The sequence below is a fragment of the Acinetobacter sp. ANC 4910 genome (genome assembly GCF_004331035.1).
In the GTDB taxonomy this organism is placed as follows: Bacteria; Pseudomonadota; Gammaproteobacteria; order Pseudomonadales; family Moraxellaceae; genus Acinetobacter.
The window spans coordinates 14,759-39,039 of sequence record NZ_SJNT01000018.1 but is presented as its reverse complement, the minus strand read 5'-3'; the positions used below and the strand labels follow the sequence as shown (position 1 = coordinate 39,039).

Below are 24,281 nucleotides of genomic sequence, written 5' to 3'. Positions count from 1 at the left end.
TTAATCAGCGGCTCGGCTGACGCGTTTTACATAAAATTGATTGGTATTTAAAAGGGAAATGTGGGGGTGTTTTGGCGAAACTCTAGTAGTTTCACCACATCATCATCAATTCCCGCTTTAAGTGCTTCCAGCGAAGGGTAGTTCTTTTCACCATGTAGGTAGTTTAAGAAAGTGACCCGCATTAACAAGCCATACAGATTAGCAGAAACATTGGGAAAATGTACTTCTAATCGCCATTCTGGATGCGCTTGTTGTATGGCAGGTCGTGTTCCGACATGCCCTGCACCAAACAAAGCTGTTGCTTGATAACCCAAAATTCCTTTTTGTTCTGAATTCTCTTGCACAACTTTGTCTTGTAACGACGTGGTTTCACAAATGACATCGACACCATAAATGCCGTTTAAACAGGGTTTATGACGGTTAAGGCGTACATTGATAGTTGGAAAATCTAGGGTTCGTCCAATTTGGTCGCCATATTGCACTCGACCTGTGATGCTATAAGGTCGCCCTAATAACTGTGCTGCGAGTGCTAAATTACCTTCTGCGAGGGTTTGACGAATACGGGTTGAACTGACCCGTTCACCTTCAAGTGCAATGGTTTGTAAATTATGAACATCAAAACCATAATTTTTCAGAAATTCACTGTTGCCTTGACGGTTTTTGCCAAAGTGAAAGTCATCGCCCAATATCAGGCTTTGTGCATTCAGTTGGTCTTTTAAAATACTGGCAAATGCTTCTGCGCTTAAGCTGCGGAAGGTATTGTCAAACTTGGCCACGGCAATATAGTCCACGCCCAATTCAGTTAAGTATTCGACTTTTTCGCGAAGTGAACTGATGCGTGGCGGAGCCTCATAACCTTGAAAAAACTCTAAAGGCTGTGGCTCAAAAATCATGACTAACGATTTGAGTTGTTGTTGTGCAGCAACCTGTTTCAGTTGCTGAATCATCGCTTGATGTCCCAAATGGACGCCATCAAAATTACCAATCGTCACAGCGGTTTTAGGTAATTGAAAGTCTGGCGCTAAAGCATTCAGGCGGAGCAGCTTCATGGGCTAATCAATAAATGAAAAATAATCAGGCTTATATATTGCCATATTCTTGAGCATTCGTCTTGCTGTTGTGTTTTTACCCAGAAAAATTTATTGATCTATTGCATTAATATCAATAAAAATGATTTAAAAAATAAAAAAGAATCAATTTTTCTTATTTTAAATGGGTTGTAATATCAACATAACTTCTTAATTTGGGTTGATGCCACATGAACAAGCCCTTTCATCAATTGCCACAATGGCATGATGTGATCCGTCAGTTTACACCGAACTGGTTTACCGTCTGTATGGGGACAGGCATTCTGTCGATTGTATTGGCGGAGTTTAGTCTTGTGCATCCTATTTTCTGGCAATTGGGTGCGGGGTTGTGGGTGTTCAATGGGCTGCTTTTTATCTTATTTAGCAGTTTGTATGGTTTGCGTTGGCTATTGTACCCACTGGAAGCCAAGCAGATTTTTGCCCATCCCAGTATGAGTTTATTTTTAGGTACGATCCCAATGGCATTGGCGACGCTGATTAATGGCGCTTTGAAATATGGTGTACTGTTGTATGGTGCAGCCGTAATAGGTGTTGCTGAATGGTTGTGGTATGTCGATGTATTGATAGCATTAATGGTGGCGTTTGTGGTGCCATTTTGCATGTTTAGTTGTCAGCGCCATCAATTGCAACAGATGACCGCAGTTTGGCTTTTACCCATTGTGGCGTGTGAAGTGGCGGCAGCCTCGGGCGCGGTGTTGTTGCAGCATTTGCCAGTAACTCCTCATGCCGTGGGTATTTTATTTGGCAGCTATATTTTGTGGGGCATTTCGGTTTTTCCTGCCATGCTGATTTTGGGTATTTTATTTTTGCGTTTGGCCTTGCATCAATTGCCCAGTCAGGAATTGGCCATGACAGGCTGGTTAGCAGTTGGACCCATTGGCACTGGGGCATTGGCGTTATTACTTTTGGGGCAGCAGGCTGCTCGCGTACTACAGGCAACACATTTTACGGGACTGGGTGAATTTCTGCATCATGCAGGGTTTTTGAGCAGTTTGTTACTGCTTGGTTTTGGGGTGTGGTGGTTAGGAATTGCGATCATGATTACCCTGAAACATGCGGGTTCACATTTGGTTTTTAATTTAGGCTGGTGGGGTATGACTTTTCCCTTAGGCGTATTCAGTTTGGCCACTTTACAACTTGCCCAGCAATTGCAGCTTCATTGGTTGCTGAATATCGGCTATGCCTTGGCAATATTGTTGATGCTGTTATGGGGATTGGTCATGAGCAAAACCGTGGCTGGGTTTTATGCAGGCCGGCTTTTCTTTTCACCGTGTTTAAATCTGTATCTGCAACAAAAATAAAGTTGCACAGCACGGGTTAAAAAACTCATTGAGAGATAGATGACGGGAGAATTTGCACACAGGGTGGTTTTGATTTTTAATAGCACAATTCTGATTTTGAGTAGTGCAATGAAATCTTCTTTGGCGCTGATTATGGCTCTACCAAATGAGTCGAAAGGTTTATTTGAGCAAGCACAGATTGATGTGCATTACAGTGGCATTGGTAAAGTCAATGCGGCATTTAAAGCCTTTGAAGTGATTCAGGCGACAGGCTGCAAAACTTTATTAAACCTTGGTAGTGCGGGCAGTTCGCACTTTGACCGTCATGCATTGGTTGAAGTCACCAGCTTTGTACAGCGCGATATGGATGTTTCACCGCTCGGTTTTGCCGTGGGGGTAACGCCTATGGATCACGACCATCCTGCGGCAATTGATCTAGAACCCTATTTTGCCCATTTGCCGAAGGGTGTGTGTGGAACAGGGGATAGCTTTGAAGTGGGTCAACCGAAAGTCCCATGTCATTTGGTTGATATGGAAGGCTATGCCATGGCCAAAGTCTGTAAAAAACTGGGGGTACGTTTAATTTCAGTCAAATATATTACTGATGGTGCAGACGATAGCGCGCATCTTGATTGGGAAGACAATTTAATGCTCGGGGCGAAAAAGTTATTGTCGTTATATCAGTCTATTACGACTTAATTGGCTCGGCGACCATAGGCGTCTATGGTCGTATGCCAAAATCAATATAGGGCTTAGTTGTGTTGCTCACGCGGTAGAATGCCGTATAGCATCATATGAACGGTATGTTGAATGACGCGTTGTTGCATACTGCGGTTGCGTAAAGTTTTACCTGTTACCATTTCCATTTGAGTCGCAAAGTCGGCGTAGTTTTGCGTCACAGCCCAGATATTGAGAATGAGCAATTCAGGATCGATATCTGCTGAAATTTTACCTTGTTCTTGCCACATGCTAATGACTTTGGCTTTGCGCTTGACCAGTTTCTTAAGCGGTCCTTTGAGAATTTCTAAGATATGCGGTGCACCTTGGATAATTTCTAAGGCAAACAAACGTGATGCTTTGGGCTGAGTGCGCGACAGCTCAATTTTTTGCATTAAGTAATTGGTAATGGCTTCTGTCGGCTCAAGCTCTGATTCGAGCATTTGCAGAGGCGCTAACCATTTTTGTAAAACAGTGGTTAGCACTTCAACATACAGTGCTTCTTTATTTTCATAGTAGTAAAAAATGTTCGACTTATGCATTTCTGCAAGTTGAGCAATTTCATCTAAACTAGCCCCGTTAAATCCATATAAGGAAAAAACATCAAGTGCGGCATTCAGCAATTGATGGCGCTTTTGAGTACTCTTTTTTTGTTCCATTCGTAGCTTTAAAAAATTCAGGGAAGCTCAAATTGTACGGCAAATCATCAGATTTGTGCATCAACAAATCAGGTAATTTGATGAAATCGTGCATTTTACAGATAAAAAAACAGTGCGCGATTTCACATTCATTCCATTAAAAAAATCAAAAGGATAGCGGAGCTGGAAAATGCATCAATTTGGGTCATTTTTTATTTCAAATATTACAGTTTGATGACAGTGTGGCGAATGTGATTGATCCCTTTCACTTAGCATTTTTGCTCCAATCTTGGTTTTAAGCTTGGAGCAAAAATATTATTTAAGTGGCGAGTACGGCATTCAAGACTTGCTGTTCAAGTTCAGCAAAACGCAGATTTTTTTCACGTGGGCGTGGTAGGTCTACCTGAAACTGACGGGCAATATGGCCTTTGTCGAGTAGAATAATACGGTCTGCCAGTTGTACCGCTTCACTGACATCATGGGTGACTAAAACGGCGGTAAAGCCTTGTTCTCGCCATAGCTTTTCAATCAGATTTTGCATTTCCAGTCGAGTTAAGGCATCGAGAGCACCAAGCGGTTCATCTAATAACAACACGCGGGGTTGATGGGACAATGCACGTGCCAGCGCCGTGCGTTGGCGCTGTCCGCCTGAAAGTTGTGCAGGCCAAAGAGGTGCTTTTTCTTTTAAACCGACTTTTTCTAATAATGCAGTGGCATGTGCATGCGCGTCTTTGTTGAGTCCAAGCTGCACATTCTGTTCAATACTGCGCCAAGGCAGCAGACGTGGGTCCTGAAACATAACCCGAATATCGTCACTGGTAATGCCTTCACGCAAATGGCGAGCGGACTTGAATTTAATTTCGCCGTAGCTCGGTTGTTCTAAGTCAGCAATCAGTCTTAATAAGGTACTTTTGCCACAACCACTACGCCCGACAATTGCAAGAAACTCTCCAGGTTGAATATGGAGATCTAAATCTTCAAGAACTTTGACATCACCATAAAACTTATAGAGTTGTTCAATCAGAATTTCCGCACCAATCAAGGCATTCGGTTGGATATCTGCCTGTGGTGATTGTGGGTGTTGAATCTGTTCAGCAACATGCTGGCCTATACTGAGATCTGTCATTTTCGGCTCCTTATTTTTGATAGCCTGGGTGCCAGCGCAATAAGTATTTTTCTAAACTGACTGCTAGCACATCTGCCAGTTTACCTAATAGGGCATAGAGTAAGATGCCGACCAGAACCACATCGGTCTGTAAAAATTCACGTGCATTCATGGTCATATAACCAATACCCGCTTGGGCAGAAATGGTTTCCGCGACAATGAGTAAGACCCAAACCAAGCCGAGTGCAAAGCGTAAGCCAACTAAAATGGAGGGCATTGCCCCAGGTAAAATAATATTTTTATATAATTCCCAGCGGCTGAGTCCGTAGCTTTTGCCCATTTCAATCAATTGAGGATCGACCGAGCGAATGCCGTGGTAGGTGTTGATATAAATCGGGAAAAATACCCCAACCGCCACCAAAAACAGTTTTGCGGTTTCATCGATCCCGAACCAGAGAATGACCAATGGAATTAGCGCAAGGGCAGGGATATTTCGGATCATCTGCAAGGTGGTATCGAGTAGGGTTGAAGCTATTTTGGAAGAACCGTTGAGTAAGCCCAGCAATAAACCTAAGCCACCACCAACAGCCAGTCCTAATAAGGCACGTCCTGCGCTAACTTTGACATGATGCCAAAGTTCACCACTGATCAGTAAATGCCAGAAGGCACTGATGACCGTAGTCGGTGCAGGTAAAATTCGACTTTGTAGCAAACCTGTACTCGATGCAATTTGCCAGATTAGAATCAGTAAAAAAGGGAACAACCAAGGCAGCAAACGCTGCCCAAAGTTTGTTCCACGTGAAACTTTCCGTTTTGGGAAAGTTTCAGCCGCAGTACTTTTGGACATTAGGCAGGCTCCTTAATTGGACGCGAAACTGGGGTCTGATTCGGCACATAATTGTTGGCGACAATTTCTCCAAAAGGTCCAGTCAGATTTGGTTGCGTCAATTTTTTTCGTGTTTCTAAAGGCAATAAAGGGAACACCAGTTCGGCAAAGCGAATCGATTCTTCCAAGTGCGGATAGCCAGAAAAAATAAAGGTGCTGATGCCCAAATCGGCATATTCCTGAATTCGATCTGCCACAGTTTGCGGGTCACCTACCAAAGCTGTACCCGCTCCGCCACGTACCAGTCCAACCCCTGCCCATAAGTTTGGTGACACTTCAAGTTTGCTGCGATCACCATTATGCAGTTCAGCCATACGACGCTGCCCCACAGAGTCCATTTGTTTGAACTTTTGTTGTGCCGCTTCAATGGTCGTATCATCGACATACTGAATCAGCTCATCGGCTGCTTTCCATGCTTCTTCGTTGGTCTCACGCACAATCACATGCAGACGAATACCGTAGTTAAGTTGGCGTCCTTTTGCAGCGGCTTTAGCGCGGACATTTTCAATTTTTTCTTTGACTGCTACGGGTGGTTCACCCCATGTTAAATAGGTATCGACCTGTTCGGTTGCCAGTTCAATGGCTGCTTCTGAAGAACCACCAAACCATAAAGGCGGGTATGGCTGTTGCACAGGTGGATAGAGTAGCTTGGCATCATCAACTTTTAAGTGTTCTCCATGAAAACTGAAAGATTCACCTGTGTGTGAACGGGTCAGAATCTCACGCCAGATTTTGGTGTATTCGCTGGCAGTTTCATAACGGGTGGCATGGTCTTCATAAATGCCATCACCTTTAAGCTCTTGTTCGTCACCACCCGTCACTAGATTTAACAAGACACGTCCATTGGATAAACGGTCAAAGGTTGCTGCCATACGCGCCGCTAAAGCAGGTGTGGTTACCCCTGGGCGTAGTGCCACTAGAAACTTCAGATTCTTGGTTGCATCAATTAAACTGGCCGCAGTAATCCATGGATCTTCACATGAACGTCCCGTTGGGATCAGCACACCTTCATAGCCTAAATTGTCCACTGCAACTGCAATTTGCTTCATATAAGCATGATCGACTTGGCGCGCGCCTTTGCTGGTTCCTAAATAACGACTGTCACCATGTGTGGGAATAAACCAGAAAATTTTCATTATCAATATCCTTACAATTTCTACAGATTAGTGAGTTTTAGGTGCTGCCCAAACGGTGGTTTGAACTTGAATGTTTTTCGGAATCAATTGAACCTGTTGGAACAGATCTGCGATTTGTTGCTGCGCTTGCACCACTTCAGGGGTTAAGGTATGAATCGGCGATGGTTTCAGGCGCTTATCAATTACGCGTTGGGCAATCGAAGTTTGTAATCCCGTACTTTGGGTATAGACGCTTAAGGCTTGCGGCTGATTTTTTAATACCCATTGATCGGCCTGATTCAAGCCATGTAAAAACTGTGCAGTTGCTTGAGGATGTGCCGCGATGAATTTTGGGTTACCAATATAAAAGGAGTAGGTTTTTGGGAAGGCGGTCCCATCAATCAGCACTTTGGCGTGTGCATCTTGCTCCGCCGCGCTAAGGTAGGGTTCCCAAATGGCCCAAGCATCAATCGACTGTTTGTCAAAGGCGGCGCGTGCATCCGCAGGGGGTAGCCAAATTGGTTGAATGTCCTGCCAACTTAAATCCGCTTTTTGCAAAATTTTGGCGAGTAACTCATGTGCACTTGAACCTTTCTGTACCGCAATGCGTTTGCCTTTTAGCTCTTGAATGGACTGAATGCCACTGCTTTTGGGAATCAGTAATGCCTGAGAGTTGGCAGGCACTAGCTCATAACCGACATAACTTAAGTCTTTACCTGCCGCTTGAGCAAAAATGGGGGGAGTATTGCCTACGGCTCCAAAATCAACAGCACCTACCGCTAGAGCTTCTAACATTTGCGGACCCGCAGGGAACTCTTTCCATTCAATTTTGGCGTGAGGAAATTCCTGTTCAAACAACTTTTGCTGACGCGCCACTAACAAATTTAGGGAAGATTTTTGGTAGCCAATAGAAAGTGTATCTACCGATTCCACTTTATTTTGGGTGGCAGCTTGGGTCTGACTCGATTCAGATTTTTGGCAAGCACTCAGCGCAAGGCTCAGTGCAGTAATGCCAACGAAAGTTATTGTTTTAAGTGAGTTCACTTTGCTGTTCCTCATTATTATGGTGTCGTTTTTAAGAGCGCAGTTTGAATGTCAATTTTGTTCGGAATCAGCTTTTGTTGATAAAAAGCATCTGCGACAAATTGCTGTTGTTTTGCCACTTGGTCAGAAATGGGTTGAACTCCCAATCCCATGCGAGAGATCGAACGGTTTAAGACTTCAACGGGCAAGCCTGTCGGTTGTTGTAGCAACTGAGCCGCCTGTTGTTGATGCTGTGATACCCACGTGGTGGTCTGATTTAATTCATTCACCACCGTTTTTAAAATGTCAGGATGTTGTTGTGCAAATTTGCGATCTGCCAAATAAAACTGATGATTGTTGACTAGATTTTTACCCGTAGCGAGTACACGTGCCCCAAGCTGTTGCTCGGCTGCGGCAAAGAATGGGTCCCAAATGACCCATGCATCGACTGCACCACGTTCAAAAGCGGCACGAGCATCCGCAGGTGGCAGGTACACTACGTTAATATCGGAGAGTTTGAGCTGATTGGCTTCAAGCACTTTTAACAGTAAATAATGTACGTTGGAGCCTTTGTTCAGCACTACACGCTTACCTTTCAAATCTTGAATGGTTTTAAGGTTCGAGGTTTTCGGCACAATCAGGGCTTCTGCTTGTGGTGCGGGTGGCTGATTGGCGAGGTAAACTAAATTCGAGTTGGCAGCTTGGGCAAAAATGGGTGGTGCTTCACCTGCTTCGCCCAACGCTACACTGCCAACATTCAGCCCTTCCAGTAATTGAGGACCTGCTGGAAACTCGACCCATTTCACCTGTACGCCTTGTGCTGCCAAAGCTTGCTCTAAAGTGCCGCGGGCTTTCACAATCGGTAAGATGCCGTACTTTTGAAAACCAATATTTAAAGTGGTGGTTTCAACTTTTTTCGGGGTACAGCCCGCCATGAGCATGCTGCCAGCCACAACAGTCAAAAGAATCCATGGACGTGTTGAAGTAAAAGATGGCTTGCTCATGTTCGACGTGCTCCGTTGTAATTTAAGTTGCGATAAGCTTGAGCAGATACGCTATAGCGCTTTCTTTTGCGGAAAAAATAAAAAAAAAGGGATTGGTCATGAAAAAAAAAGATAAATAAAAAAATGCAAAACTTAGCGTTAAAGTTGATTTATAAGAAAAATAGAATATCAATTTGTATTTATTTAATTGATTGAAATTATTGGATTTATTTTATAATTAAGATATCTGTATAAGTTTATGCTGTAGCGGAATATAGCATTCAACCTGAATTAGCACGCTAAACGATATAGATTGCATAAATGCTACTAAGGCAATCGCACATGGATGGATGCTCAGGTGAAAAGATCAATCTCAGATAGACTTTACTTCGCCTTTTGTGAGCTAGGTAAAGTCATCGTGATCCATGTGAATGTTGTTGAAATGGCTAAAGCGACTTAAATCCGCTTTTTAAACACCAATGAATTGCGCTGATAGTTATACAATGCCTGACGGGCATTGGGTAAATCATCAACATTAGCGGTTTCAAAACCATGTTCTAAAAACCAGTGTGCAGTACGCGTGGTCAGAACAAATAACTGTTGTATGCCCATGCTGCGGGCTTTGCCTTCCAAATAGTGCAGGATTTGACTACCACGATTGGATTTTCGGTAACTCGGATGCACGGCCACACAGGCAATTTCAGCACAGCGTAATTCGTGTTCTTGTGCAGGAATAGGGTACAGGGCTGCACAGGCCAGAATCATGCCATCGCGTTCAATCACCGCAAATTGTTCGATTTCGGTTTCCAGACGTTCGCGTGAACGGTAGACCAAGATGCCATCTTCCTCGAGTGGGCGTAGTAAATTGATCAGTCCACCGACATCTTGAATATTGGCCATGCGTACATCTTCATAATGTGCATCTGTGACCATGGTGCCTGAACCATCACGGGTAAACAGTTCTTCGAGTAAAGCCCCATCATAGGTATAGGAAATCAGATGCACGCGATGCACGCCTTTGAGTGAGGCATTTTGTGCACTGCGGAGTTGCTGTGCCAGTTCAGGATTGTGTTCTTGAGATTGCAAAATATACTGATCTAAGCGTTGTGGGGTAATTTCACGTTGTAATTGGCCTTGTGCATTGAGTAGACCATGCTGTTTACCTAGGAAAATCAATTTATCTGCTTTGAGGCTAATGGCGGTTTTGGTCGCCACTTCTTCGGCAGGTAAGTTAAAGACTTCGCCCGTTGTCGAATATCCTACTGGACCCAGCATCACAATATTGTGTTGTTGCAGATGTTTTTGAATGGCATCGGTATCGACACTGCGGACTTCCCCCGTCAGTTGAAAATCAATGCCATCGCGGATGCCATACGGTTTAGCAGTAATAAAATTACCTGAAACGACATCAATACGCGCACCATACATGGGCGAATTGGCCAATCCCATAGACAACAAAGCTTCGATTTGTAGGCGGACTGAACCCACGGCATTCATGACACAGCCCAAAGATTCTCGGGTGGTAATGCGACGATGTTGATGAAATGGGGTACTGAGTCCAGTACTTTTTAAATTCTGATTGATTTGTTGGCGAGCGCCGTGTACCAGAATTAGCCGAATACCCAATGAATTGAGCAAGGCAATATCGTGAATAATATGTTGGAAGTTTTCGTGCAGAACCGCTTCACCATCAAACATGATGACAAAGGTTTTGTTACGGTGTGCATTGATGTAGGGTGCAGAATGTCGAAACCAGTGCACATATTGTAAGGTTGTGCTTTGTGAAACATCGTTCGAATTCGCTTGCATGCCTATCTCAAAAAAACTGATCAATAGTAGATTCTAATCAAAAAACTGACAGGCGAACAATCTTAGATAAAAAAACACCTTAACTTTCGTTAAGGTGCCGAGGGGGGAAGGAATTTATATGGAGGACCGTAAGCATTAACTCAAAATATGAATAATGCGGTTGTTGCGTTCGTTGACTAAGACATAATCACCATTAATTTTGTACCACTGTTGATTACGGGCAGGTTTGTGTAAGCGTTTTGCATCACGATAATCGACGGTATAACGTGAAGAATCATAACCACGAGGTAACGTTTGACCTACACGCCAATCGCGGCTTGGGTTAATACGTTGATAGCGCTGATCGTTCCAACGACCATCTTCTTTGTGCCAATCATGATCATGTTGTTCTGCATAGTGGCGCTCATCGTAACGATGTTCATAAGCGGGTGCTGCGATGGCTGATGCCGCAATTGCACTGCCTAAAGTAAAAACGAGAGCAGAAACGATTTTTTTCATGTTGAACCTCAATGTATCTTTATGTCTTTCGATAGGCTTAAGGTAACCAACAACAGCAGAGAAACAATGAGAGCAGTATTATGCAAATGTGAATTTGATGAAGAAAAAACGAAGATTGTAAACAGGGTCTAAGCGTTTAGGTCTAAGGCTTATGACGCTGTGAATTATAGAGCTTCAGAAAAATACAGTCATAAAAAAACCAGTCTAACTGGATGTAAGACTGGTCAAAATAGAATGGTTAAAGTGGAGTACTTAATCATTCACAATACGTAAAATACCATTACTGTCTGAGTCGATTAAAATGTAGTCATTGTTGATTTTGTACCATTGCTGATTACGTGCGGGTTTCGGTAAGTTATGTTCTTTATATCCGACTTTATAGCCGTTACCACGATAATGTTGTGGCATGACATAACCAGTTTGCCATTGATGCTGCTGTAGACGTTTTACCCCACGCTCTTCACGCATGCGGCGTTTATCTTGCATGCGTTCATCATCTTGATCAAAATCACGAAAGTCGCGCCCTTTACCTTGATTGCCGCGTGGATGGTCATCCCCACGATGATCAAAGTGGGGGGCAGCAGAACTCAGGCTGCTTGCCATCAATGCACTGAAAGAAATGGTCAATATCGCCATCGTCTTTTTCATGTTGACCCCTCGTTATAGATGTATTCATTTCACAGTTCTTAATGTACGAAAAAAATGCAGAGAAACTGTGAAGGAATTAGATTAATTCTTTAAAAAAATAGATAAATTAAGAATATTATCCATGAAATCATCCATTTTGGAAATCTCTCTGTATGGGCAATTTTCTCCGTTCAATAGATTTATACGGCAAGAACCCAGCAAATTTTGAGTGGTAGACATTTCTATACAGGATCAGTTCATAGTCTAATTCCACTGTTCGACCCAGTGTTGTAAATAGTCTATTGCTTCAATCACGCTCGGCGCTTGTTGTGCATCATCCAAGGCGTGTACCAGCGTTTCAGGCAGTTGCAGGGATTGGATTGAACGAATCAATTCACCTTTGTGCTGTAAATCGGTCATGAAAATAGCCTCCTAAATCTGTGGTTGAGCATGTCGATAGAGTTTAGGAGAGATGTTTTAATTTATAAAACCGAATATTTTTATTAATTTAATAAAATAAAACGATTATTGAGCTATAAAAAAATCCTTTGTTAAAAACAAAGGATTTTTGATTCGGGTTTAAACAGCAAAGAAATTAATCTTGAGCATCAATACTTTGCCCACTAAGATGCAGACTGTCATCGCCCATCAAATATAAATAAGCAGGCATAATGGATTCTGGCGTGGCTAAGGTTTTTGGATCTTCATCTGGATAGGCTTTGGCACGCATCGCAGTACGTGTTGCACCAGGGTTAATACAATTAAAGCGGACATTCGGATGTTGATTTTCTTTGGCAAACAATTGGCTCACCGCTTCAATCGCAACTTTAGAAACCGAATAAGCTCCCCATTTTTCCCGAACCTGACGTCCAACCCCAGAACTGGCAAAAACCACCGAGGCATTGTCTGACTTTTGCAGCAGAGGTAACAGCTCCTGCGTTAAAATGAAAGGAGCGCGAAGGTTGACGGCCATGACATCATCCCATACATCAATCGGATAATGCTCAAGTTCGGTGCGCTCACCTAAAATGCCTGCATTATGCAAAATACCATCCAGCCGACCAAACTGCTTTTCTAAAGTGTCGTACAACAATTCATAATCGCGCGGTGAAGCACTGGATAATTGTAGTGGCAAAATTGCAGGTTGTGGTGCACCCAAACTTTCAATTTCATCATAAATGACTTCCAGTTTGTTTAAGGTGCGACCATGCAAGACTACAGTTGCACCATGTAAGGCATAGCTGAGTGCTGCAGCACGACCAATGCCATCGCCAGCCCCAGTAATTAAAATAATGCGATCTTTGAGCAGATCTGGGCGAGGTTGATATTCAGAATGTTTCATGGTCACCTCCTTTTTATTTTATTTCATCAAGTTTATGTATTTATCGTGCGATTGAGCGTGAGTTTTTGTTGAATAACCTGTTGTAATTCGGTCACAGTGTTCACAATACAATTGGCTTGCCATGCCGCGAGGTCATCTTTGTGCGCCAACGGTAAATAACCATACGCCGCCAAGATGGTGTACATCTGAGCATGGCGACCCGCATCGATATCCCGTGGATGATCACCCACATAAATACATTGTTCTGCTGGCAGTTGCAATTGTTGTGCTGCAAGATACATTGGTTCAGGATCAGGCTTGGTTTTACTGACATCTTCAGGGCAAACCAATACGGCACAACGTTCAGTCAGGTTCAGCGCAGCCAGTAAAGACTCACTGAGTCCGCGGGGTTTGTTGGTGACAATGCCCCATGGAATATTGTGTTGCTCTAATTCTGCCAAAAGCGGAGACATCCCCATAAAGAGGTCAGTATCCACTGCAATCTCAGCGCCATATAAATCGAGAAAGCGTTGGCGGTGCATCAGAAAAATGGGATCATCCACTTCAAGTTCTGGATAGACCAGTTTGACCATGGCGCGCGCGCCTTCAGACACTTGGGTACGAATGAGCGCAGCATCGACCACTTCACGACCTGCATCACGACACATGCCTTGAATAATGCGAATAAAGTCCGCAGCAGTATCAATTAAAGTACCATCAAGATCGAACAGAACGGCTTTCATTCTGCACCTGCTTTTACGGTGTAGACCATATAGTTCACATCGACATTTGGTGCCAGCCAGTAGCGTTTCGTGAGCGGGTTATAGTGTAATCCTGTCATGTCTTTCAGGTTTAAGCCCGCTTGACGAATATCATGCGCCAATTCAGATGGTTTAATGAATTTATGATAATCATGCGTGCCTTTGGCCAACATTCTTAAAATATATTCTGCCCCGATAATGGCAAATAAATAGGCTTTTGGATTACGGTTAATGGTCGAGAAAAACACTTGTCCACCCGGTTTTACCAACGTTTGGCACGCTTGAATAATCGAGGCAGGATCTGGGACATGTTCCAGCATTTCCATACAGGTCACCACATCGTATTGACCTGTATGTTCTTTGGCTAATTCTTCCACTGGAATTTGGCGATATTCGATATTTTGCACGCCTTCCTGTTCTGCATGAATACGTGCAACATTCAGTGGCGCCACGCCCATATCAATGCCGAGCACTTGTGCTCCACGACGCGCCATGCTTTCTGCCAAGATACCGCCACCACAGCCCACGTCGAGCACTTTTTTTCCCGCAAGACCATTGGCGCGTTCATCAATCCAGTTGAGGCGTAGCGGGTTAATTTGATGGAGCGGTCGGAATTCAGAATGCTGATCCCACCATATAGCAGCGAAGGCTTCAAATTTGGCAATTTCTTGCGGATCAACATTTAATTGCGACATCTGCGCCACCTCAATCAAGTTGTTTTCGTATAAAGATCAATACGGCTAGTGTAGCGTTAATTCTAAAAAAAGCGATAAAAGCAGTAAAAAAGTTCACAGAAGGAAAACGAAATCGACTAAATTGTTTTATAGTTTTCGCATAAGCTCATCATAATGATTTAGAGGACAACAAACGCAATGAAAAAATTCCTTTTGGGTAGCCTTGCAACAGTCGTATTGGCATTTTCTGGTAGTGTTATGGCAGCAGATTTTGTTGCAGGTAAGGACTATACGGTAGTCGCTAACCCAGGCAAAGTTGAAGTGCCAGGAAAAATCGAAGTGCGTGAATTCTTTTGGTATGGTTGCCCACACTGCTTTAAATTAGAACCGCATATGCAAGCATGGTTGAAGAACATTCCAAAGGGCGTACGTTTTGTGCGTACCCCAGCCTCCATGAACCCAGTGTGGGAGCAGGGAGCACGTGGTTACTATGTTTCTGAAGCTTTAGGTGTACGTCAAAAGACCCATTTACCCTTATTCCATGCGATTCATGTGAATGGTCAACAGATTTTTGATCAGCAATCTCAAGCGAAATTCTTTAGCAAATATGGGGTTTCTGAAGCTAAATTTAACAGCATGTTTAACTCATTCATGATTACCTCTAAAGTCGCACAAGCCAATCAACTGGCAAAACAGTACCAGTTAACGGGTGTACCTGCGGTGGTGGTGAATGGTAAATATGTGGTGCAAGGCGAAGATGCCAAAGTAACGCAAGTCGTAAGTTACTTGGTTGAGAAAGAGCGTAAAGCCAAATAATTTGTGACGTGTTAAAAAACCTGCATTTTTTGCAGGTTTTTTTATGAGATTTTCTAGCGGTTTGCAATCTGTATAGCCGCTTATTTTTTATGGGTGATGCCCCGAAACAGCAACTCTATTTGTTGGACGGTTTGATTTTTAAAACTTAGGCGTTGCTGTATCAGTTGAGGGGTGTCGGTGCTAACCATTAAATTAATCCAAGACATTGCCCAGTTAAAAGATAAATTAATCAACAGATTAGATAGGACTTGAAGGTCTTGAACAGCATAAGTCGGCTCGACTTCACTCAGTTCATCACTCAAATCTTCAATGAGATATTCAATTTCTCGGGCAATTGCATAGCGTAATAAAGCACTTCCACCCCAACGCTCAGCACTAATAAAAATCCACCATTCAGGATGTTGCTGTACGGCTGTAAAAAACTGATCTAGGCGAGGTTCTATGTCAGTATGTTGTAGTAGCAAGGAGGCTAACTTGAGTTCATGCAAGACCCGTTTATGTTGTAGGGCAACCTGATCAATTAACTCTAACCCGAGCTGATTTTTATCTAAGAAGTGACGATAAAACGCCGTTGGAACCAAACCAACATGACGCGTAATTTCGCGTAGGCTCATGCTGCTAAAAGACATTCCTGATGAACTTAAACTTAAGACAGCATCCAGCAGGGCTTGGCGGCTTTGTTGTTTACGTTCATCTCTAATCGACATAATAGCTCTCGACTGGTTTTGATAGAGTTTAACAAATTTTTTGTCCAAAAAAACAGCAGAAATTGGGGGTAAAAAGTCGTGGCATGTTATTCAACGGAGTTTTTTGATGACAGGATTGTGGATATCCCATTTGACGAGATTGCATCTGGTATACTTGTGCACAACGAATTCCTGTCAATATTAAAGGCGAATTATGCGTATCGACCAACGTACTCTAGATCAATTACGTGATGTAAAAATTACCCGCAATTACACACGTTATGCTGAAGGTTCTGTGCTGGTTGAATTTGGCCACACCAAAGTGCTATGTACTGCCAGTATTGATAATTCTGTACCGCGTTTCCTAAAAGGTAAGGGACAAGGTTGGGTAACTGCAGAGTACGGTATGTTGCCACGTTCAACGCATACTCGTAGTGACCGTGAAGCGGCACGTGGCAAACAGTCTGGGCGTACTCAAGAAATCCAGCGTTTGATTGGTCGTAGCTTACGGGCCATGATCGATCTAAAAAAACTGGGTGAAAATACCATTACCATCGACTGTGATGTGATTCAGGCCGATGGTGGCACACGTACTGCTGCGATTACGGGCGCGGCTGTGGCATTGGTAGATGCCATGAATGTCTTGCTTGAACAAAAGAAAATTAAGCATGATCCATTAAAAGGCTTAGTTGCGGCTATTTCTGTGGGCATTTTTAAAGACGAAGTATTGTTAGATTTGTGCTATGAAGAAGATTCAAACTGCCAGACCGACTTGAATGTTGTCATGACACAAGCCGGTGAGTTTATCGAAATTCAGGGCACGGCGGAAGACAAACCATTTACCCGCACGCAAACCAATGCGATGTTAGAAATGGCTGAACAAGGTATTCAAGCGCTGATCCAGAAGCAGCAAGAAGCTTTGGGCTGGTAATACGCTTAATCATGTAAAAAATAAAAAATGCACCCTGATGGGTGCATTTTTTATTACAAAACCTAATCAAATCAAGATCAATCCATAACATGCGCTCAATTTTATGGTCATGATCACTAGGTAGACTACATGTCATTCATTTTATTGGAGCATATGTTTATGGCTCAATTTTTTATACTGTTCTGTGCAGTGGTAACCTTTGCACTCATGGCGTGTGATCCGCGTCCGACTGAATTAAAACAAACAGCATCTGCTTGGAATCAAACCTCTCATACTTCACAACAAGCTCAACACAACGCTAAAGATCAATCAGCCTCATAAAAACTTAGGAGGCCTTTTGAGTCAGCAGTTGATAGCTATGGTTCTTCCCATTCAATACATCCATATTTAAATCTTTGTATTGGTTTAACAATTGTGGATGAGGATGTTTACATTCAGGATTGAGTTCGACTCCTGTTTGATGAATGGCGCTGTAGCAAGAATTTACTTCCTGAATAAATTGATAATAGGGCGGAAGTGGCAATTGGGCTGCCGTGAGCACTTTAGGCGCAAGAAAATGTGCGGGGATATTGCTTTGCGTAAACAGTTTACGGTCTATTGGATAATTACTCCAGACCGCTAACGGTGTGCTAAAAAACTTTACATCTTTCTTCTCAGCTTTTTCCTGAGCTGAAGCGAAGAAATGATAGTCATCATAGACTTGACCTAAATTAGGTAAATGATCACCAAAGAAAATTACAATGGTTGGGCGTTCTAGTTGTTTTAAATCTTGCAGCAATTGTTCAACATGTTGATCCGCACGCTGTAAGCCAGTCAGATAGGTATTGAGTTGACGTTTTGAACTCGCACTCAGTCCTGGCTGATCAATCTGGAAATGATCTTTACCATAGCGATCATCATTGTAGTTAAAGTGATTTTCGACCGTAATGGCATAAATAAATTGCGCTTGTTCTGTGTGTTTTAGTTGATTGCGAATGGATTGATAGAGTAAATCATCGCTTGCCCAACCCGCCTGATTGATATATTTGGCACGATCTTGTGCACTGGTCATGTTTTCCAGCGAAGTAAAACGATTGAAACCTAAGTTTTGATAAACCGTGTTGCGGTTGTAAAAAAACTTACCACTGTTGTGCATGGCAGTGGTGTCATAACCCAAACTATTCAAATAAGTGGCCAAGGAATAAGTAGGGCGTTTCAGTTTGGATACATACATCAATTCATTATGATTTAAATAGATATTCAGACTGGTCAGGACTTCAAATTCTACGTTGGCTGTACCGCCACCAAAACTTGGCGAAAGCAAACTTGAGGTTTGATAGCGATCAAGTGTTGGGGTGATGTTCTGTGGAATACTTTTGCCCAACTGACGCGCATCCCAATGTGCCTCGCTCATGATCATTACAATATTCGGCTGTTGCTGTTGCGCCTGCTTGAGCACAGGTGGGCTTGTGCTAAAAGGTGTATATAGCGCTTTGATGGTGGGTTCAGGAATATTTTCGGTATTAAATAGCCGAGTATTCAGACTATCCATCGACTTTGAAAAAAAGAAGGGAATAAAACCAATTTTTTGAATGGTGAGATGATCACCGATCCAATCACCTTTAGTGTTGGGAAAAGCTTGTCGATATTCGCATAGCCAGCCGAGCTGATTTTGTTTACATAACTGACCAAAGTTATTGCTAAAATTTGCGCTAACAAAAAGTCCTAAACCCAAAAGAGACAGTAATGCATTCGAGAAAAATAGGCGTTTTTTCTCAAGCTGTTCTCTACGGTAGAGAAAAACTATAAGGGCAATACATACAGCAACTCCTGATAGGACCGAAAACTTAAGTAGCCCAGGCGCGACAACAAAGGTTTCTTTAATCAATAAGAAATCACTAGGCACCAAACTGGCGGATAAATATTTTTCTTTTTGTGTATTGATAAAAATCAGCAATAAAAAAATAAACTGACTAAAAAAAATGGTAATAAAGGTTTTTCTGAACAATAAGTAAATAAAGGAAATCAGGGCGTAATTAATCAGCACTGAAATGACAATTTTTGCGCCATTGAGTTGAAGATACTGCTCGGGATTATTCAGGATGCGAGGAAGGGCAGGATACAGGCAGAAAAAGGCCACAGACACGAGGGCAATCAGCAAAAATAAAAGTTGCTGTTTCCAGATATTCATAACAGATGTTGAGGGAGGAGAAAGGCAGCTCAGGATTATAGAACTTTCAAGATTATTTTCAATGCACTTTATATAGATTCAAAATTGGTGATCACGTTTAACGGTGATCACCAGAATCGGATCAATCATTAGCCATTAAAACGCATCGATAAATCAATGGCTTTGACATCTTTGGTGAGTACACCCATGGAAATATAGTCAACGCCTGTGGTGGCGACTTGGCGTAAATTATCAATGGTGATGTTACCCGAGGCTTCTAATTTACAACGACCTGCGACATGTTGGACGGCATCAATCATTTGTTGCTGACTAAAATTATCCAGCATCACAATATCTGCTTTGGCTTCAAGGGCTTGATTAAGCTCATCCCAAGTTTCGACTTCAACCTCGACAGGTTTACCCGGTGCAATCTGATGGGCTTTGGCAATTGCTTCGGCAATGCCACCTGCTGCCATAATATGATTTTCTTTAATTAAAAAGGCGTCAAATAAGCCTAAGCGATGATTTTGTCCGCCGCCTACTGCAACAGCATATTTCTGTGCAATGCGTAAACCAGGTAGGGTTTTGCGAGTATCAAGCAATTTGGTGTTTAAACCATCAAGCTGTTTGACATAATCAGCAGTTTTGGTCGCAACCGCAGATAAAGTTTGAATAAAGTTCAGCGCAGGGCGCTCGACGGTCAGTAGACTGCGCGCTGAGCCTGCAAGCTTTAAAAAAGCTTCATTGGCTGCAACTTTATCGCCGTCTTGTTTTAACCAAGTGACTTGAACTGTAGAATCAAAAGCCTGAATTAAGGCATCCACCCAAGGTTGACCTGCGAGAATCATATCTTCACGACTAATGATGGTCGCCGTTGCTTGCTCATCTTCAGGGGTTAATAAGGCAGTAATATCCCCATCACCAATGTCTTCTTGGAGTGCTTGTTGAATGTTGATCTGAATTGATTGTTCAAGCAGCGTTGGAGAAATGCTCATAGTCTTTCCGTGTCTTTTTAACCCATGAAAATTGCGCGTTATCTTAACATTGTTCTAAACAGTTTATTGCGTAGATTTGAGATTTTATGATGAAAGTTTTAGCATGGTGTACTTATAAATAAAGCTTCAATATAGCGAGGAATGGATTATGCAGCAGCGCTCGTCTTTTCAGGTTGTCGATGGTCAACTCATCGGTGCGAAGCAAATTCCATCGCCCAATTTTAATCAGCGACCAGAAGAAGCGAAAATTGAATTGGTGGTGATTCATAATATCAGTTTGCCGCCATCGCAGTTTGGGGGAGGTTATATCCAGCAGTTTTTCCAGAACCAGCTAGATTCAAAGCTACACCCTTATTTTGAAACCATTCAAGACTTGAAGGTTTCGGCACACCTGCTGATTTTACGTACTGGAGAAGTACTACAATTTGTGAATTTTCAGCAACGAGCTTGGCATGCAGGACGTTCCTCATATTTAGGACAGCAGGAATGTAATGATTATTCCATTGGAATTGAGCTAGAAGGCAGTGATGACTGTGCCTTTGAAACCCAGCAATATCAAGTCTTAGCGCAAGTGATGGTGAGTTTGCAACAAGCTTATCCAACGATACAACAGCATGTAGCAGGGCACTCGGATATTGCGCCGGGGCGTAAAACCGATCCCGGTCCTTACTTTGATTGGGTGAAGTTCAGAACCTTGGTACAACAGATAAAGAACTCAAAATAAAGAGACATTTCCGTTGAGGTTAATCATTTAACAACGATTTTTCTTCACAAGTTTCATTACAATAGCGACTAATTTTTTAACTGGGTGGATACGATGGCGCTTTGGCGATCGACCTTTATTGTCAGTGCAATGACCATGTTGTCTCGTGTACTCGGATTAGTACGTGATATCGTCTTGCTCAATGTCTTTGGTGCAGGGAAGGATTTCGATACATTTGTGGTTGCTTTTCGTATCCCCAATTTTTTTCGGCGCCTATTCGCGGAAGGGGCATTTTCACAAGCCTTTATTCCTGTACTGACCGAATATAAAACCAGTAAGGCACATGCAGAAGTTCAGATTCTCATCAGTCGTGTATTTGGTGGTTTGCTGACGGTAATGACCTTGCTGACATTTATCGCGATGGTTGCAGCGCCAGCAATTTTGTATATCTATGCGCCGGGTTTCCATTCAGATCCAGAGAAATTTGATCTGGCCGTGAGCATGTTCCGCCTCACCATTCCATATTTAATGTTCATGTCACTGACTGCTTTTGCCAGCAGTATTTTGAACAGTTATGGTTCATTTGCTTCGCCCGCATTTTCTCCAGTACTGCTCAATGTAGCAATGATTGCAGGGGCGTGGTGGCTCACACCGTATATGGCTGAGCCGATTATGGCCTTGGGCTGGTCTGTCGTCGTGGCGGGGGTGTTACAGCTAGCTGTTCAAATTCCTGAACTTTGGCGTAAAAACTTGTTGATTCCCCCTAAGGTCGACTTTAAGCATGAAGGTGTAGATCGCATCATGAAGCTGATGTTGCCTGCATTGTTTGGGGTATCTGTGACGCAGATTAACTTACTGCTGAATACCATTTGGGCTTCATTTATGCAGGATGGCTCTGTGTCATGGCTATATAGTGCAGAGCGTATGACCGAGTTACCGTTGGGCCTGATTGGTGTTGCCATCGGAACGGTCATTTTACCGTCATTGTCGGCACGACACGCGGAACAAGATCAACATAAATTCCGTGGCATGATGGACTGGGCCGCGAGAGTCATTGTTTTGGTTGGGCTGCCTGCCAGCATTGCACTTTTTATGCTGTCGACCCCGATTATTCAAGCCTTATTCCAACGTGGTGAATTCACGATAGAAGATACGCGAATGACGGCGCTGGCTTTACAGTGTATGAGTGCTGGGGTCATTGCTTTCATGTTGATTAAAGTCTTTGCACCTGGGTTTTATGCCCAGCAAGATACCAAAACCCCAGTACGCGTTGGTTTAATGGCGGTAGCAGCAAATGCTATTTTAAACGTGTTATTTATTGGTTTCTTTAAATTAATTGATTGGCATGCTGAACACATGGCGTTGGCAATGGCATCTTCTGGTTCGGCTTTAGTCAATGCAGGCATGTTGTACTTCTATTTGCATAAACGCCATATTTTCCGCTTTGGTCCGCATTGGAAAAAACTGTTTTTACAATACGGAGTGTCCAATATCGTCATGATTGCGGCATTGGCTTATGGCTTAACTTGGTATGATGGTAGCTTATCCCAATGGTTGCGCGTGGCCGAAGTGATTGGCTTGTGTGTGGTTGGCGTTGTGGCTTATCTGATTGCGTTAATTGTGATGGGTTTTCGTCCGCGTGATTTACGCCCATAAGCCTGATTTTAAATTGAAATCTAGACTCAATGGTTGCTCTGGTGAATTGATTTAGAATGAAAAAAGGGACTGTGATCAGTCCCTTTTTTTAAGGTAAGACTTGTAATAATTCGACATCAAAAATCAGCGTGCTGTTCGGCTCAATAATATCGCCAGAACCAATCTGACCATAGGCGAGATTCGCTGGAATAAAGAAGCGATATTTAGCCCCTTCTTTCATTAATTGTAAGCCTTCAGTCCAGCCTTGAATGACTTGATTGACTTGAAATTCAGCAGGGTGTTGGCGTGCAATCGAGCTATCGAAAACGGTGCCATCAATCAGGCGACCTTCATAATCCACTTTAACTTTTGAGCTGACTTTAGGGGTTTTTCCTGTACCTGCTTTAAGCACCTGATATTGTAATCCTGATGCGGTGGTTTGCATGCCGGCCTTTTTGGCATTCTCTGCTAAAAAGGCTGTCCCGATCTTGCTATTTTCTTCAGTTTTTTTTCTTAATTCAATCAGTTGTTGGGCTTCTGCCTGTTTTTTGTATTGGGTTAAGATGCGTGCCATTTCTTCATCTGTTAATGAAGCCTCTTTGCCCTGAGCGGCTTCTCTTAGCCCTTGAATGAAGGCTTCAAGATTTAAATCTTTCATTGATTCGGCATTGGTACGACCCATTAAATAGCCAAAACTATACCCAACCTGTTCTGAGCTTGAACTGCTGGTGGTAATGGGTTTTGCAAAAGTAGTCGCACTGAATAACAGCGTCGATGCCAAGAGAATTTGTATTTTCATTCAACCTTCCTAAAGTATTTTTCGTGTCGGAATATCCACAAGTTTGGGGAATACCGATGACAGTTCTTTTTTATTTTTTGCGCGTTAGATTTAAATCAGTCTCACGTTAAAATCATTTTGAGTCGATCTGCTTGTTCGATTTAAACCTATATATTGTGCAAAATTTAATATTGAAAGTGAAAGAAGGAGAGCCGAGCTCTCCTTCATTTTTTACTTTACTTTAATCAATTCAACATCAAAGATTAGTGTACTGTTGGCTGGAATCGTACCCGGTACGCCTTGTTCGCCATAGCCCAATTTAGCTGGAATAAATAAAGTGGCTTTACCACCTTCCTTCATCAATTGTAAGCCTTCGGTCCAACCTGGAATAACTTGGTTCAGTGGGAACTCAATTGGCTCACCACGTTGGATTGAGCTATCAAATACCTTCCCGTCGACCAATTTACCTGTGTAGTGTACCGTTACGACTGAGTCAGCCGCTGGCTGCTTGCCAGTGCCTTCTTGAGTAATAATATATTGCAGTCCAGAAGCTGTCGTTTTCACTCCTGGTTTTTTGGCATTTTCGGTCAGGAAGCTGTCGCTTGCGCTCTGTGTGTTTTTAGCTTGATCTGCCTGTTTTTTCTGCATTTCTTGTTGGAATTGCTGATAAGCTTGCTGTAATTCTTGTTCGGTGTATGCAGGTTGTGTACGAGCATGACCTTCACGTACGCCTGTTACAAAGCTATTGATGTCAAGTTCAGGAGGTGTTTGATGTGCAACTTCATAACCTAAAGCATAACTAATTTTTTCAACAGCAGAAGCATTTTTAGAGGCTTTTGATGTGATTGCTTCTGGATGTTTGGTGGCATAATAAACTGGAACAAGTGCAGCACCGCCTAAAATTACAGCAACAGCGATGGGTAAGGCTTTACTCATAGGGTTTTCCAAAATTCATTGTAGTAATCAAAAATTTGCTGCTATTTTAGCAAATTTTTTAATGCTTAGATGGTATTTCAACCGACCATATATTTGGATATTACTATATGCCTGTATAGGCAAAGAA

At 42.8% G+C, this 24,281-nt stretch carries 26 protein-coding genes; 7 read left to right on the top strand and 19 right to left on the bottom strand.

Annotation, left to right across the window (positions count from 1 at the left end; genetic code table 11):
- Positions 1–47: 47 nt before the first annotated feature.
- Positions 48–1,049 (bottom strand): bifunctional riboflavin kinase/FAD synthetase, encoded by a 1,002-nt coding sequence (gene ribF / locus E0H82_RS15420; protein ID WP_131265604.1) that lies wholly within the window; start codon positions 1,047–1,049, stop codon positions 48–50.
- 209 nt (positions 1,050–1,258) lie between these two features.
- Here ribF and E0H82_RS15415 point away from each other — a divergent pair, with 209 nt between their 5' ends.
- Entirely contained in the window at positions 1,259–2,389 is a 1,131-nt protein-coding gene (locus tag E0H82_RS15415; protein ID WP_131265603.1) for a C4-dicarboxylate ABC transporter, read from the top strand.
- Between the two features lie 108 nt (positions 2,390–2,497).
- Positions 2,498–3,067, top strand: a complete 570-nt coding sequence (locus tag E0H82_RS15410) for a 5'-nucleosidase (protein ID WP_131265602.1) — start codon at positions 2,498–2,500, stop codon at positions 3,065–3,067.
- A 53-nt stretch (positions 3,068–3,120) separates the two neighbouring features.
- On the opposite strand, the gene E0H82_RS15405 is transcribed toward E0H82_RS15410, so the two are convergent.
- The 13 genes from E0H82_RS15405 to ubiG all read right to left on the bottom strand — a co-directional run bounded on the left by E0H82_RS15405 (position 3,121) and on the right by ubiG (position 14,546).
- Positions 3,121–3,744 carry a TetR/AcrR family transcriptional regulator gene (locus E0H82_RS15405; RefSeq protein WP_116763198.1) on the bottom strand — a complete coding sequence of 208 codons (624 nt, stop codon included), beginning with the start codon at positions 3,742–3,744 and terminating at the stop codon, positions 3,121–3,123.
- Positions 3,745–4,042: 298 nt separating this feature from the next.
- A complete protein-coding gene (locus tag E0H82_RS15400) occupies positions 4,043–4,849 on the bottom strand; it encodes an ABC transporter ATP-binding protein (RefSeq protein WP_131265601.1) in 807 nt (268 codons plus the stop codon).
- A 10-nt stretch (positions 4,850–4,859) separates the two neighbouring features.
- Complete coding sequence (gene ssuC, locus E0H82_RS15395) at positions 4,860–5,675, bottom strand: aliphatic sulfonate ABC transporter permease SsuC (protein WP_131265600.1); 816 nt, start codon at positions 5,673–5,675, stop codon at positions 4,860–4,862.
- The gene (gene ssuD, locus E0H82_RS15390; protein WP_131265599.1) at positions 5,675–6,850 is read right to left on the bottom strand and encodes an FMNH2-dependent alkanesulfonate monooxygenase; all 1,176 of its coding nucleotides are present in this window, start codon (positions 6,848–6,850) and stop codon (positions 5,675–5,677) included. The genes ssuC and ssuD overlap by 1 nt, the downstream gene beginning before the upstream one ends.
- 27 nt (positions 6,851–6,877) lie before the next feature.
- A complete protein-coding gene (locus E0H82_RS15385) occupies positions 6,878–7,873 on the bottom strand; it encodes an aliphatic sulfonate ABC transporter substrate-binding protein (protein ID WP_131265598.1) in 996 nt (331 codons plus the stop codon).
- A gap of 17 nt (positions 7,874–7,890) precedes the next feature.
- Positions 7,891–8,856, bottom strand: coding sequence for a sulfonate ABC transporter substrate-binding protein (locus tag E0H82_RS15380; RefSeq protein ID WP_131265597.1), 966 nt, complete (start codon positions 8,854–8,856; stop codon positions 7,891–7,893).
- Positions 8,857–9,291: 435 nt separating this feature from the next.
- Entirely contained in the window at positions 9,292–10,644 is a 1,353-nt protein-coding gene (argA, locus tag E0H82_RS15375; RefSeq protein ID WP_131265596.1) for an amino-acid N-acetyltransferase, read from the bottom strand.
- A gap of 135 nt (positions 10,645–10,779) precedes the next feature.
- Positions 10,780–11,142: an RcnB family protein gene (locus E0H82_RS15370; protein ID WP_131265595.1), complete on the bottom strand. Its 363-nt coding sequence runs from the start codon at positions 11,140–11,142 to the stop codon at positions 10,780–10,782.
- Positions 11,143–11,394: 252 nt separating this feature from the next.
- Positions 11,395–11,790, bottom strand: a complete 396-nt coding sequence (locus tag E0H82_RS15365; protein ID WP_131265594.1) for an RcnB family protein — start codon at positions 11,788–11,790, stop codon at positions 11,395–11,397.
- A 243-nt stretch (positions 11,791–12,033) separates the two neighbouring features.
- Entirely contained in the window at positions 12,034–12,189 is a 156-nt protein-coding gene (locus E0H82_RS16580; protein WP_165492971.1) for a hypothetical protein, read from the bottom strand.
- 175 nt (positions 12,190–12,364) lie between these two features.
- Complete coding sequence (locus tag E0H82_RS15360) at positions 12,365–13,111, bottom strand: YciK family oxidoreductase (RefSeq protein WP_131265593.1); 747 nt, start codon at positions 13,109–13,111, stop codon at positions 12,365–12,367.
- Positions 13,112–13,143: 32 nt separating this feature from the next.
- Positions 13,144–13,833, bottom strand: coding sequence for an HAD family hydrolase (locus E0H82_RS15355; RefSeq protein ID WP_131265592.1), 690 nt, complete (start codon positions 13,831–13,833; stop codon positions 13,144–13,146).
- A complete protein-coding gene (gene ubiG, locus E0H82_RS15350; RefSeq protein WP_131265591.1) occupies positions 13,830–14,546 on the bottom strand; it encodes a bifunctional 2-polyprenyl-6-hydroxyphenol methylase/3-demethylubiquinol 3-O-methyltransferase UbiG in 717 nt (238 codons plus the stop codon). Before ubiG ends, E0H82_RS15355 begins: the two co-directional genes overlap by 4 nt.
- Positions 14,547–14,723: 177 nt before the next feature.
- On the opposite strand from ubiG, the gene E0H82_RS15345 reads away from it, so the two are divergent.
- Positions 14,724–15,341 (top strand): thiol:disulfide interchange protein DsbA/DsbL, encoded by a 618-nt coding sequence (locus E0H82_RS15345; protein ID WP_131265590.1) that lies wholly within the window; start codon positions 14,724–14,726, stop codon positions 15,339–15,341.
- 80 nt (positions 15,342–15,421) lie between these two features.
- Here E0H82_RS15345 and E0H82_RS15340 read toward each other — a convergent pair whose 3' ends face one another.
- A complete protein-coding gene (locus E0H82_RS15340; RefSeq protein WP_131265589.1) occupies positions 15,422–16,048 on the bottom strand; it encodes a TetR family transcriptional regulator in 627 nt (208 codons plus the stop codon).
- 193 nt (positions 16,049–16,241) lie between these two features.
- Here E0H82_RS15340 and rph point away from each other — a divergent pair, with 193 nt between their 5' ends.
- Positions 16,242–16,958, top strand: coding sequence for a ribonuclease PH (gene rph / locus E0H82_RS15335; RefSeq protein ID WP_131265588.1), 717 nt, complete (start codon positions 16,242–16,244; stop codon positions 16,956–16,958).
- A gap of 159 nt (positions 16,959–17,117) precedes the next feature.
- Positions 17,118–17,279, top strand: a complete 162-nt coding sequence (locus E0H82_RS16575; protein WP_165492970.1) for a hypothetical protein — start codon at positions 17,118–17,120, stop codon at positions 17,277–17,279.
- A gap of 4 nt (positions 17,280–17,283) precedes the next feature.
- On the opposite strand, the gene E0H82_RS15330 is transcribed toward E0H82_RS16575, so the two are convergent.
- On the bottom strand, positions 17,284–19,128 hold the full coding sequence (locus E0H82_RS15330) for an LTA synthase family protein (protein WP_131265587.1): 1,845 nt from the start codon (positions 19,126–19,128) through the stop codon (positions 17,284–17,286).
- Positions 19,129–19,256: 128 nt separating this feature from the next.
- Positions 19,257–20,102 (bottom strand): carboxylating nicotinate-nucleotide diphosphorylase, encoded by an 846-nt coding sequence (gene nadC / locus E0H82_RS15325; RefSeq protein ID WP_131265586.1) that lies wholly within the window; start codon positions 20,100–20,102, stop codon positions 19,257–19,259.
- A gap of 148 nt (positions 20,103–20,250) precedes the next feature.
- Here nadC and ampD point away from each other — a divergent pair, with 148 nt between their 5' ends.
- Together ampD and murJ are read left to right on the top strand one after the other, a co-directional pair.
- Complete coding sequence (ampD, locus tag E0H82_RS15320; RefSeq protein WP_131265585.1) at positions 20,251–20,826, top strand: 1,6-anhydro-N-acetylmuramyl-L-alanine amidase AmpD; 576 nt, start codon at positions 20,251–20,253, stop codon at positions 20,824–20,826.
- A gap of 84 nt (positions 20,827–20,910) precedes the next feature.
- On the top strand, positions 20,911–22,461 hold the full coding sequence (murJ, locus tag E0H82_RS15315; RefSeq protein ID WP_171458306.1) for a murein biosynthesis integral membrane protein MurJ: 1,551 nt from the start codon (positions 20,911–20,913) through the stop codon (positions 22,459–22,461).
- 88 nt (positions 22,462–22,549) lie between these two features.
- Here the strand turns inward: murJ and E0H82_RS15310 are convergent, their stop codons facing one another.
- Positions 22,550–23,239: an FKBP-type peptidyl-prolyl cis-trans isomerase gene (locus E0H82_RS15310; protein ID WP_131265583.1), complete on the bottom strand. Its 690-nt coding sequence runs from the start codon at positions 23,237–23,239 to the stop codon at positions 22,550–22,552.
- A 210-nt stretch (positions 23,240–23,449) separates the two neighbouring features.
- Positions 23,450–24,154, bottom strand: a complete 705-nt coding sequence (locus E0H82_RS15305; RefSeq protein WP_131265582.1) for an FKBP-type peptidyl-prolyl cis-trans isomerase — start codon at positions 24,152–24,154, stop codon at positions 23,450–23,452.
- Positions 24,155–24,281 lie beyond the last annotated feature (127 nt).